Below are 12,534 nucleotides of genomic sequence, written 5' to 3' on the forward strand. Positions count from 1 at the left end.
GAGCCGAGGCTCGGCGGGGACGCCTCGCCCTACCTTTTGGGCCAAGGTTGAGAGAAAATACTATACCACGAATTGCGATTGGCGATTTGGCGCCGCCGCGCCGGAAAGGGGCGACGCCTTGGAATCCGCGCCGTGAAACCCGGCAAAAAAAGAAAGCTCGTCAAGCGCATGCTCATCATCGGGATCGCCCTCGCCGGTGCGTTCATGGCCGCCGCCCTCGCCTATATGCAACATCCGAAATTCGGACGGCTGCCGCGCGGCGAGCGCCTGACCAGGATACAACAGTCGCCCCATTATAAAGACGGACGCTTTCAGAATATCGCGCCCACGCCGATGCTGGCCGGGGACGTGAGCACGTTCGCGCTCTACAGGGAGTTTTTCTTTGGCGACAAATCCAGGCGGACCCCGCCCGCGCCGCTTCCCTCGGTGAAAAGCGACTTGAGGAGCCTCGACGCCGAAAAAGACGCGCTGGTCTGGTTCGGCCACTCGTCGTATTTTCTGCAAATCGGCGGAAAGCGGATGCTGGTGGACCCGGTTTTCAGCGGGGCGGCCTCGCCGGTTTCATTCACCACCCGCGCCTTCGCCGGGTCGGATATATATACGGCGGACGACATGCCCGGCATCGACTACCTGTTTATCACGCACGACCACTGGGATCACCTGGACTATGAAACGGTCAGGAAACTGAAGCCCAAGGTCGGGAAAATAATATGCGGGCTAGGGACCGGCGAGCACCTTGAATATTGGGGTTTCGCCCGGGACCGCATCATCGAGCTGGATTGGGACGAGGAATGCCTGCCGGACGATGGCGTCACGGTGAATTGTTTCACGGCGCGGCATTTTTCCGGGCGGGCGTTTTCGCGCGACCGTTCGCTCTGGGCGTCGTTTCTGGTCAAAGTGCGGGATTACACATTCTACATCGGCGGGGACAGCGGCTACGGCGCGCATTTTGCCGGGATCGGGGACAAGTCCGGCGCCATCGACCTGGCGATCCTGGAGAACGGCCAGTATGATAAAAACTGGAAATACATCCACATGATGCCGGAGGAAGTTTTGCAGGCGGCGGACGACTTGAAGGCGCGGCGGTTGCTGCCGGTGCACTCGGCGAAGTTTTCCATTTCCAACCATGCGTGGGACGATCCGTTGCGGAGACTCTCCGCGGCGCACCGGGCCGCCGGCTCGAAAATCATCCTGCTGACGCCGCGCATCGGCGAGGTGGTGGATCTGCATGACGGGGCGCGCGAATTTCCCCGCTGGTGGGAGAGTGTCGGGGCCGGGTCGCCGTGACCCGAGGTCAAATTACGAATTACAAATGACGAATTACGAATTTGGCGCTGCCGCGCCGATACTGTCGGTTGGAGCGGCAGCTCCAAATTCGTAATTCGTCATTTGTAATTCGTAATTGGTCCCCCCCTTACCAGGCCCGGCGGTAGCCGAGGCTCAGGGACCAGGGGCGCTCGTAGGCGTCGGCCTTGTTGTATTCATAATCGAAATACAACTGGCTTTGCGCGTCGATGAGGTAGCCGGCGCCCAGGCCGGCCTCGAAACGCCAGCCGTCGAAGCCGGGCGTCCACTCGCGGCCTTCCACGTGCAGCTTGCCGCCGCCCGTGTCGCTCTTGACCTCCGCCACGCGGAGATAGGGACGCCAGCGGCCGAGATCCACGCCGCCGCGCATTTGCAGGCGGTATTGCGCCGCCGTCGCGCCGTCGATGCGCACATGGATGGGCTCGTGGTAAACGGTCTGGCGCTCCGTGTCGTAGGTCTCGCTGCCGAAACGGGCCAGCGCCATCTGCACCGAGGGCTCCAGCCAGAGGTTGCCCGAGGTCACGTAGCGGCCCAGTTCCAGCGACGCGCCCATCGCCTCGCTGCCGTAGCGCGCGTCGGTCACAAAGCCGTCCACCGCCTGCGAGTGCAGCTTGTTGCTGTTGCGGTCGGCGCGCAGCACGAAGTCGCCATACCAGCCGTCCTTGTGCAGCACTGTCGCGTAGCCGCCCAAGCCAAAGCCGGAGGTCTCGCCGCTGCCGTGGCGCTCAAAGTCCCGCTCGTGCCGGGCGAAGGAGAGGAAACCGCCGGCCAGCAGCGTGAGGTCACCGGACAGGTCGATGCGCCGGTCTCCGCCTGCGGTCATCCCGAAGCTGTCCTGCGTGAAGCCGTCCCCGGCGAGGCCGCCGCCCGCGTTGAGCCGGTAGGTGTTGGCCGTCACCCACACGTTTCCGTTTTCGGGCAGCCCGCCCATGCGCAACTCGCCCATGCGCTTGCGCAGGCTGTCCAGCGAATAGTGCCAGTCGAGCCCGGCCACCCCGGCGGTCCAGTAGATCGCGTCGCCGGCGCGGCTGCGCGCATCGCCGCCGGACAGGTAGAACTTGTTTGTCTCCGGCATGATTCTTCCGCCGTCGCCGCGATAGAGCCGGTAGGTGTGCGCGCCCATCTCGAATTCGTTGGAGGTGATGTCGAGCACGGCGGGGTCGTCGCTGGCAGCCATCGGCAGGGCGAGCATGTCGAGGGCGTAGGTGCGCTTCGCATCGTCGATTTCCGTGGTGGTGGTGCGGTGGAGCACGAAGCGGTGCGTGCCGGTGGCCAGCGTGCCGACCTGAAGCCTGTCGCTGAGGCGGCCGGCGAGGTCGATGTTCAGGTGCTGCTCGGTCGCGCCGGTAAGTTCGCCGGTGGTCAAGGTGGCGTAGGCCGAGGCTGGCAGCGGCTGGTTGTCGGGGGCGATGTGGGCAATCTGGTCGGTGTGATAATACACGCGGGCAGGAATGCCCGCGCTCCCGGGCGCACCGTGGAGGCGCTGGAGGGTTTGGTTGTGGCCGGCGAGGTCGAAGGCCGCATTCTCAAGGGTCAGGCCCGCGCTGGCGGCAAACACGTTGGTCGTGCCGGAGCGCAGGGTGTCGCCCCGCACGTAGGTCGCGCCGGTGTAGGTTTGCTGGCGCTGCACGACGGTGGTGCCGCCGCCGATGATGTCCACGGCGCCCGCGCCGGCGATGGCGGTGTCGATGTAGAAATTGTCGGAGCGGTCGAGGATGAGCTTCGTGTCGGCGGCGGCGAGCGTGACGGAGCGGTCGAGGCGGTCGTCCGCCCAGCCGTTGCCGATGCCGCCGCCGGTGCCGATTTGCGCCGTGCCGCGGTTGACGAGCAGGGCGATGTCGTTCGCGCCGGAGAGCGTGGCGAGCGCGGCGGCGTTTTGCACCAGGGTGCCGGAGCCGGTGAGCGGGCCGGTGAAGGCGGTGTCACCGGAGCCGGCTTTCACCTCAATGATGCCGTCGGCGGCGACGGTGTTGGCAAAGGTGACCGCGTCGGAACGCCAGAGCGCGAAGGTGCCTCCGGCGGCCACGGACACGCGGCTGGCGGAGGCGAGCGCGCCGAGGGTCGTGCCGTCGCCGAGGGTGAGGGTCGCGCCGGTCTGCACGGCGGTCGTGCCGGTGTAGGAGCCGGTGCCGGTGAGGGCGAGGTTGCCGCCCGCGAGCGCGAGCCCGCCCGCGCCGCCGGTGACCGCGCCGGAGAGCGTGCCGGTAAAGCCGGTGTTATCCACCGTGAGAGTGGCGTCGCGCAGCGCCACGGAGCCGCTGCCGGAGAAATCCTGCACGCGCTGGTTTGCGGTGCCGAGGTCGAAGCCGGTGCGCTCCCCGTCAAGCGTCACGCGCGTGCTGCTGGCAATGATGTCGGCGATGCCGTCGCCGGCCTTGAGCACGGCGGAACCGGTGATGAGTGTCGCGCCGGTGTAGCCGGCCTGCTGCGCGAGGGTGATGGTGTCGGCGCCGGTGAAGATGAAACCCGCGCCGGCGCCGGCGAGTTTCGCGCTGAGGGTCTTGTCATGCGAGCCGGTCGGGTCGAGCGTGATGGCGGTGGTGGCGTGCGTGCTTTCGATGGCGGTCACGCCGTAGTCGAGATAGACGCCCGGGCCGGAGGCGCCGCTGGCGGGGTCGATGGCGGGATCGTAATAGACGGCTTTGTAGCCGTGGGTGATTTTGCCGATGATGTCCGTGCCGGTGGCGTCGTAGAAATCCATCGTGCCGCTTTCGCCCAGCGCGGCGGTGGCGGTGTCCACCAGCGAGTAGGCCGTGCCGTGGCCCACGGAGGAGGAGCCGGTGACTTTCACGATGGGGGTGCGGTTGTCGGAGATGACAATCGCGTCCACGTCGAAGATGTTGGCGGTGAGCGCGCCGGTGCCGGGCGGGCGCGGGAGGTCGAGACCGGTGAGCGCGCCGTCGCCCAGGCCGAAGGAGCCGTTGGCGCCGGCCAGCGTGCCCACGGTGAGCACGCAGGGGGTGATGGGCGAGGCGGCGGTGTCGGTCATGATGAAGACGCGTCCGCCGTCGAAGTGGAGCCCGCCGATCGTGCGGTCGGCGTCGAGCGTGGTCTCGGAATTTGCGCCGAGCAGCAGCGTGGCGCCGGCGAGCGCGGCCTCGGCGTTGTCGTCGAGGCGGAAGTAGCCCGTGCGCGTCGCGCCGCGCACGCCGATGGTGCCGGTGAAGGCGTTGCCGGCGGCCGCGGCGAGGACGAACTCCCCGCCCGCGGTGGCGGCGGCGTTGTAGAGGTCAATATAGCCCGCGCCAGTGAGCGGGCTGGCGAAGGTGGCGGCGGCGGTGCCGCTTTTCCTGACTTGCAAGGTCGCGCCGGCGGTCACGTCGGCGGGGGCTGCGTTGAGCTGGTGCGCGGCCCAGTCCACGGCGAGGGTGCCGGCCTGCACGAGCGTGGCCTGCTGGGCGAGGCCGGCGAGGCTCGCGGCGGGGGAGTCGAGGTCCCAAGCGCCGGAGCCGGTTTTCACGAGGGTGCCGGTGAACACGGTGCTGCCGGTGACGGCGGCGGCGTAGGACTGCGAGCCGGACGCGCCGGCGAGGGTGAGCGTGGAGGCGTCGCCGTTGATTTCGAGCGCGCCGGCAAGCGTGCTGCCGTTCCAGAGGCGGACTTCGTTGGCGGCGTTGGCCTCGAGGAAGATGGCCCACGTGCCGCCGCTGATGAGGCCGCCGGTGGTGTTGGTGACGAGGGCGCGCTCCCCGGCATAGATGCCAGGCCCGGTCATGCCTGTGATCGTGCCGGAATTGACAACATCGAGGCTGCCGAATGTGGCAATGCCCCTCCAGCCGCCCTCGATCAGGCCTGCGCTGTTGTTGGTGACGGTGATCAAGGTGCCGGCGTTGGTGCTGTAAACACCGTCGCCGGCCGAGCCATCGGTGCCGCTGATAATGCCGGAGTTGGCCACGGTGCCGCCGGCATACAAATTGATGCCCTCGTAAACGCCCTGGATGAGGCCGGCGTTGGTGACGGTGGCGATGCCATCGGAGTAAACGCCCCTGCCCGAGAATGCCTGCCCGAGAATTGCGCCGGAGTTGAACACGGTGCCGCCGGCGCCCAGCCAGACGCCGTGGGCGGCGCCGGTGATGGAGCCGCTGGTGGTGTTGGTGACGAGGGCGGCGCCGTTCTCCGCAAGGACGCCGTAGCCGCCCGCTCCTGTGCCGGCGATGGCGCCGGCATTGGCCACGGTGCCACCGGCGGCGAGCCAGACGCCGATATTGGAGCCGCTGATGTGACCGCCGGTGCCGTTGTCCACGAAAGCGGGCGTGGCAATGGCGTAAACGCCGTGATAGCCGCCCGTGATGCTGCCGGTGTTGGCCACGCTGCCGCCGGCGTTAAGATAAACGCCATACCAGTCGCCGTGAATGCGCGCCCCGGCATTGTTGGTCACGTCGCCGGCGGCGGAAAGCCAGACGCCTTGCTGTCCGCCGCTGATGGCGCCGCCCGCGTTGTTGGTGACGGAGACAGGCGCGCCCCAGGCGTAGACGCCGCTGTCGTTTCCGCCCGCGAGGGTGCCGCTGTTGGCGACCGTGCCGCCCGCCGCGAGATAGATGCCATCCTCGCCGCCGGTGACAAGCCCGCCGGTGGTGTTGCTGATGAGCACCGAGGCATTGGCGGCATAAATGCCGTAGCTGCTTGCCGCCGTGCCGGTGATGGTGCCGCTGTTATGGAGCGTGCCGCCGGCGGCGAGGTTGACGCCGGTCGAGCCGCCTTGAATCAAACCGGTGTTTGTGCCGGTGAGCCGGCCGCTCGCGCCGACGCCGGCGCCGGCCAGTCCGCGAATCGTGCCGGAATTGGACAGCGTGCTGCTGTTGGTGAGAAGAAGGCCGTCCTGCCCGCCCTCGATGAGGCCGGAGGCGCTGTTGGTGACGAGGCGGATGTTGGCATTCATGCCGATGCCGGCGGCGGACGTGCCGGTGATGGTGCCGGAGTTGGTCACCGTGCCGCTGGCGTCGAGGATGATGTTGGCGCCATACGCGCCGCCCTGGATGAGGCCGTCGTTGGCGAGCGAGAGCGTGCCGCGCGACCACAGGCCGTAGCCGGCGGCGGACGTGCCGATGATGGCGCCGCTGTTGGTGACGGTGCCGCCCTCGATCCAGACGCCGGCGCTCACGCCTTGGACAAGGGCGCCGGCGCCGTTGGTGAGAAGATTGGCCGGGGTGTCATTGAAAAATGACACGCCATACCTGCCTCCACCGATGATGGTGCCGGTGTTGCGCACCTCGCCAATGCCGTCATTGCCACCGAAATAGACGCCGTCAGCCCCGCCAGTATCGGTGCCAAGGATGTAGCCGCTGTTCCACACCGTGCCGCCAGCCACGGCGTTCACGCCATAAGCAACGCCCTCGATCCGGCCGCCCGTGGTGTTGCTCACCCAGGCGCCCCAGGTGTTGCCTCCCATATTCACGCCACGATAGCCGCCCTTGATGGTGCCGCTGTTCCGAATCGTGCCGCCGGAGGCGAGTTGGATGGCGTCATTGCTCGCCTCGATGCGGCCGCCTGCGTTGTCCACGACCACGGAGCCCGTCGCATTGATGCCGATGCCATTATATGACAACGTGGCGCTGACGATGCCGGCGTTCCACACCGTGCCGCCTTGGTACAGGTAAAGACCGTAGTCCCCGCCCTGAATGAGACCGGAGGTGGAGTTGCTGCCGGTAAACGCGCCGTAGCTTTCGATGCCGCCGCCGGCGCCGGCGCCGCGAATCGTGCCGGAGTTGAACAATACGACGATGCCGTTCGCGGCGGTAACACCGACGCGGCCCTCGATCAGGCCGGTGTTGGCGGCGGCAAACGTGCCGCTAAAGCTGGCACCGTAGCCGTAGCCGGAGCCGTCAGTGTCGCCGCGGATGGTGCCGGAGTTGGCCAGCGTGCCGCCATTACTCAGAGCCAAGCCGTGCGCGGTCCCTTCGATGAGGCCGAGGTTGGTGACGAGGGACGTGCCGCCGACCATGACTCCGCTGCCGCCATTGACGCTGGTGGCCGAGATGATGCCGGAATTCCACAACGTGCTGGTGGAAGGGAAAACCGCGCCATAGGAACTGCCTTGGATGAGGCCGGTGTTGGTGGCGGTAAAAGCGCCGTAAACCTGAATGCCGTAACCGTAGCTTCCCGTGCTCGTGATGGCGCCGTGGTTGACCAGCGTGCCGCCTTGATACAGGTAAAGACCGTAAGCGCCGCCTTGAACGAGGCCGGAGGTGGAATTGGTTACGAGGACTGGACCCGCTTCCGCAGAAATGCCGCTGCCCGTGTTTTGGTGCGTGCCCGAAATGGTGCCGGAGTTGGCGACGGTGCCGCCGTAGACGAGATACATGCCGGAATTGCCGCCCTGGATGAGCGCGCCGGCGGCGTTGGTGACGGACACGGAGGCGTTCAGGGCCTGCACGCCATGGCGGGCCGTGCCCTCGATGCGGGCGTTGTTCACCAGCGTGCCGGAGCTGGCGAAGGCCACGCCGACCTCGGTGCCGACGAGGCTCATGGCGTTGGCGTGGTTCGCGCCGTCGGCCAGCGTGAGCGCGGTGCCCGTGGCGCTGATGGTGCCGGAGCCGGCGAGGGTGGACCAAGCGGAGAGCCACACGCCGGAGCCGGTGATGAGGCCGTCGTTCACGACCGAGGTGGTGCCGCCGGCATAGACGCCGCGAATGGTGCCGGTGGCGAGGTTTTCCACGAGAGCATCGCCGTCGGCGACGTAAACGCCCCAGCCGTCCGCGGCGGTGGCGTTGATGATGCCGGAGTTGCGGATGGTGCCGCCGGCGGCGAGCCAGACACCCGCCGTGCCGCCTTCGATGAGGCCGGAGGTGGAGTTGGTGACGAGGAGGGAGGAAGAGGCGGAGTATATGCCAAAGCTGCCAGCGGACGTGCCTGTGATGGTGCCGAAGTTTGTAATCTCGCTGCCGGTGGCGGCGGCTCCATTGAGCCAGACACCGTATTGGAGCCCCTGAACCAAACCGGAATTGGTGAGGGAAAGCGGACCTCCTTCGGCGTGAACAGCCCTGCCGTTGGCAGTGGCAACGGCCTTGATGGTACCGGAGTTGGTCACCGTGCCACCGGGGGCGGCGAAGTAAACGCCCTGCAATGCGCCCTCGACCAGACCGCCAGAGCGATTGTCGAGCAGGATGGCAGCGGGAGAAGAGGTGACGCCTCGGCTATTCGCCCCCGTGCCGGAGATCGTGCCAAAGTTAATGATTTCGCTGCCAGCGGCATTGGCGTGGCCAAACTGAATGCCGAAGGTGCCCGTAATGAGCCCGGTATTGGTGCCACTGAGCAGATTTTGGGCATAAACTCCCACGCCAGCGGGACCCGTGCCACTAACAGTGCCGGAGTTGTCCAGAATGTTGTTCGTGGAAGTCGAACCAAAATTGATGCCGTATTTGCTGCCGGCAAAGATGCCGGTGTTGACGACCTTGGTCATGCCATTGGTGGTGAGGCCCTCGCCGTTGGAGGCCGTGCCTGTGACGAGGCCAGCGTTGGTCACAGTGCCGCCGCTGTTGAAATACACACCGTGCTGGCCTCCCGTGATGAGACCACCAGCCTCGTTGGCCAGTTCAATAGAGGCTCCGCTGTTCACCCTAATACCACGGCTCACGCCCCCCGCGCCGAGGATCGTGCCGGAATTGGTAAACACACTGCCATTGGCGGCCGCGGCGAAATCCATGCCGTAGGTGCCGCCCTCGATGAGTCCAGAATTGGATCCAGTGATGAGGGCACCGGCATAAATACCGACTCCACCGGCGTGGGCGGTGGAGGAAATGATGCCGGCGTTGAGGAGTGTGCCGCTGATGGCAAAATCAACCGCGCGACGAGCTGTGGTCGCATCCGTGGCCTCAATGCGCCCAGTGGCCTCGTTGACCAGCGTCACGGGGCTCGTGGCGACCCGCACGGCATAGGAGCCCGTGCTGACGACGGTCGCGCTGATGGTCAGCGTGCCGCCCGTGGTGTGCTCAACGGCAATGCCCGTGGCGGTGGTATCGGTGTTTATGATGGTCTGCGCGCGCAAGCCCGCGCCCGTCGACGTGAGCAGGAGCGCGGTGAGGACGAAAAGCGCCGGCAGTGGCAGCCGACGCTGCGGACGCAGACCGGAGGTGTTGGGTTGGGAATGCTCGGAAACCGGGCGTGTTTCTGCGTGGTGGGTTTTGTCTGGATTCATGGCGATCAGTGGCTCTTGGGTGAATGGAGGGATGGCTTGAGGCCTGCGACCGATGGAGTGGCAGTTTCTTCATCGATAGCCCAAATTTGGTTTCTATTTATAATATCAGGTTAATAATCGATATAAAACAATGCCTTCCTGCAGGTAAATTGGCGCTTACATCAATAATTGATATGCCTTCATTATGGTAAAAAAGATATTATCATTAAAATACGGGGATGCGAGTAGAAAGTTTGGAAATCCCGCTATTTCCCGCGTTTCCAAGATTCACCCCCAAAAAAAGCCCCCGGATTTCTCCGGGGGCCGTTCTTGTTTGGTTCTACTAAGAAAACACACTCAACGATTGCGGGAGTGACGGAGGTCACGCCCATAATCGATGACCGCCACGGTGAGGAGCGAAGCTACGGCTCCGTAACCGAGGAGACTCTCAATCCTGATGTTCGTGTCCACAGTCGCGAGGACCGCGACGATGGCCGCAAAGCCACCGAGCACAAGAGCAGGAATCAAGCGGTTGGTTTTCATGTTTTTGCTTTCTGTTTTAGGTTAGCCGCACCTCGATACGAAATGCGGGATGCAATGATGATACAACACATCTGGAATAGGAGAAATAATTGCTTTCTATTGAATTCATAGGAGGAAGCTATATATGCTTGAATTGGAAGATTAAGTTTAGGCTAGGAAATCATCGCAACTGATTGATCCTCTTTAATTTCAGACTTATTGCATGGAGCTTCAACAACTACGCTATCTCGTCGCCGTGGCCGAGACCGGGAATTTCACCCGGGCGGCCGAGCGCTGCTTTGTCACTCAACCATCTCTCAGTCAGCAGATAATAAATCTGGAGACCGAGCTGGGCCATAAACTCTTCCACCGGCTGGGACGCCGGGCGGTGCCGACCGAGACGGGCGAGATGTTCATCGGACGCGCCCGCCGCATCCTGTTTGAGGTGGAAACGGCGGCCAAGGAGATTCAGGACAGCCCGTCCCAGGAGCGGCGCATCACGGTGGGCGCCACCCCGAGCATCATGCCCTACTGGCTGCCGCCGCTTATCCTGGAGGCGACCGGGCGGTTTCCGGGCTTGGTGATCAACACGCTGGAAAACTTCCACGCGCCGCTGCTCAACGCGGTGGTGGACGGCGAGGTTGACCTGGCATTGATTTCGATGCCGGTGGACGACCACCGCGTGGCTGCGGAGGTCCTGTTTCGGGAGCCGCTGCTGCTGGTCGTCGCCGAAGGCCATCCGCTGGCGTCCAAGCCGGAGGTGACGGCGCACGATCTGGCGGATGAGACCTTTGTGCTGCTCGGGCATTCCAGCAGCCTGGCCTCGCAAATCCAGCGATTCTGCGGCGACCACGATTTCGAGCCGCGCAGCGGGCATCATTGCGCGCAGATACGCACCGTGAAATCACTCGTGGCGGTCGGCGCGGGGATCTCCATTTTGCCAAAATCGGCCCGCACCAGCGTGGACCCGGTGAGCCTGGTTTACCGGAAGCTGAGCGGTCGCGCCCCCTATCGGGAAATCGCCCTTGTGCGCCACCTCCAGCGTTACCAAAGCCACGGCGCGAACCAGTTCATCACGCTCCTGCGGGAAAATGTGCGGGCCTTGGACGCGGGCAAAAGGGAGACCGGGGGTAAGGCCGGCAAATGACAGCCCAAAAAATCGTTCGGTTTTATCTCACACCAAGGCACGAAGGCACAAAGTACCGGCAAGTGTGCCGTTATGATTCATTCCTTTGTGCCTTCGTGCCTTGGTGTGAGATAAATGGTTCCCTTGCCCGTTCCCCTTCCCGTTCACTCGTTTTGATTTCGGAACGCTTCCTGCATGGGCACGATCACGGCTGGCAAACAAACATCGCGCGCGCCCGAAAAACCGCCAACATCCGCGCGCACCATTTTCCATCGCATGAAAACCGTTCGCATAGGCATCGCAGGACTCGGCATGGGCACGCTCCATGCCAACAACATCCTTTCCGGCCAAATCCCGCGCCTCGAGCTCGCCGCCGTCGCCGACATGGACGAGGCGCGCCGCGCCGCGTTTCCCGGCGTCAAGGGCTTCGCCACCGCCGAGGAGATGATCGGCTCCGGGCTGATCGACGCGATCCTCGTCGCCACGCCGCACTACTCGCACACGCCGATCGGCATCGCGGCGCTGCAGGCCGGGCTGCACGTGATGATGGAAAAACCGCTCGTCGTGCACAAGGCCGAGGCGCGCCGCCTGCTCGACGCGCACACCGGCAAAAAACAGGTCTTCGCGGTGATGTTCAACCAGCGCACCGATCCGTATTACCGGAAAATCCGCGAATACATCCGCAACGGCGACCTCGGCGAGGTGCGCCGCGTGAACTGGATCGTGACCGACTGGTTCCGCACCGAGGCCTACTACGCCTCGAGCGCCTGGCGCGCCACGTGGAAGGGCGAGGGCGGCGGCGTGCTGCTCAACCAGTGCCCGCACAACCTCGACATGCTCCAGTGGCTCTTCGGCCTGCCCGCGCGCGTGCGCGCCCACGCCGGGTTCGGGCGCTACCACCGCATCGAGGTCGAGGACGATGTCACGGCCTACATCGAGTTTTCCAACGGCGCGACCGGCGTGTTTGTCGCCTCCACCGGCGAGGCGCCCGGCACCAACCGCCTCGAAATCACCGGCGAGCGCGGCCGTGTCGTGTATGAGAACGACCGGATCACCTTCACGCAAAACGCCGCCCCGATGACGCAGTTCAGCCGCGTGACCGCCGAGGCGTTCGCGCGTCCCGCCACAACGGAGCATGTCTTCGACGCGCCGGACCACGGCGAGCAGCACGCCGGCATCCTGAAGAATTTCACCGGCGCGATTCTCGACGGGGAAAAACTGATCGCGCCCGCGTCCGAGGGGCTGGCCTCCGTCGAGATTGCCAACGCGATGCTGCTCTCCGCGTGGCTGGACAAGGACATCCCGTTCCCGCTCGACGCGGAGCTTTACGAAAAAATGCTCAACCAGCGCATCGCGATCTCCAGCGCGCCCAAGGTGAGGAAAACCGTCGTGAACCAGCCCGATTTTTCGAAATCGTTCCGGCGCTGAGCGACGAAAACGGCCGGGCTTGGTTTTATATAACCGCGAA

5 protein-coding genes are annotated in these 12,534 nt (G+C 64.8%); 3 read left to right on the forward strand and 2 right to left on the reverse strand.

Annotated elements, in window-relative coordinates:
* Positions 1–132: 132 nt before the first annotated feature.
* Entirely contained in the window at positions 133–1,287 is a 1,155-nt protein-coding gene (locus tag OH491_RS12905; RefSeq protein WP_068771164.1) for an MBL fold metallo-hydrolase, read from the forward strand.
* Between the two features lie 127 nt (positions 1,288–1,414).
* Here OH491_RS12905 and OH491_RS12910 read toward each other — a convergent pair whose 3' ends face one another.
* Both OH491_RS12910 and OH491_RS12915 read right to left on the reverse strand, forming a co-directional pair.
* Positions 1,415–9,439, reverse strand: a complete 8,025-nt coding sequence (locus OH491_RS12910) for an autotransporter outer membrane beta-barrel domain-containing protein (RefSeq protein ID WP_068770898.1) — start codon at positions 9,437–9,439, stop codon at positions 1,415–1,417.
* A gap of 336 nt (positions 9,440–9,775) precedes the next feature.
* Positions 9,776–9,961 carry a hypothetical protein gene (locus tag OH491_RS12915; protein WP_068770897.1) on the reverse strand — a complete coding sequence of 62 codons (186 nt, stop codon included), beginning with the start codon at positions 9,959–9,961 and terminating at the stop codon, positions 9,776–9,778.
* A 202-nt stretch (positions 9,962–10,163) separates the two neighbouring features.
* Between OH491_RS12915 and OH491_RS12920 the strand changes: the two genes are divergently transcribed.
* Positions 10,164–11,087, forward strand: a complete 924-nt coding sequence (locus tag OH491_RS12920; RefSeq protein ID WP_068770896.1) for a LysR family transcriptional regulator — start codon at positions 10,164–10,166, stop codon at positions 11,085–11,087.
* 255 nt (positions 11,088–11,342) lie between these two features.
* Positions 11,343–12,494: a Gfo/Idh/MocA family protein gene (locus tag OH491_RS12925; protein WP_068771163.1), complete on the forward strand. Its 1,152-nt coding sequence runs from the start codon at positions 11,343–11,345 to the stop codon at positions 12,492–12,494.
* Positions 12,495–12,534: the final 40 nt, after the last annotated feature.

Source organism: Termitidicoccus mucosus, assembly GCF_038725785.1.
Taxonomy (GTDB): Bacteria; Verrucomicrobiota; Verrucomicrobiia; order Opitutales; family Opitutaceae; genus Termitidicoccus; species Termitidicoccus mucosus.

Bases quoted from the DNA above. Each gene is read 5' to 3' on its own strand.
- OH491_RS12910 (WP_068770898.1), bottom strand. From the start codon at position 9,439: ATGAATCCAGACAAAACCCACCACGCAGAAACACGCCCGGTTTCCGAG.
- OH491_RS12915 (WP_068770897.1), bottom strand. From the start codon at position 9,961: ATGAAAACCAACCGCTTGATTCCTGCTCTTGTGCTCGGTGGCTTTGCG.
- OH491_RS12920 (WP_068770896.1), top strand. From the start codon at position 10,164: ATGGAGCTTCAACAACTACGCTATCTCGTCGCCGTGGCCGAGACCGGG.
- OH491_RS12925 (WP_068771163.1), top strand. From the start codon at position 11,343: ATGAAAACCGTTCGCATAGGCATCGCAGGACTCGGCATGGGCACGCTC.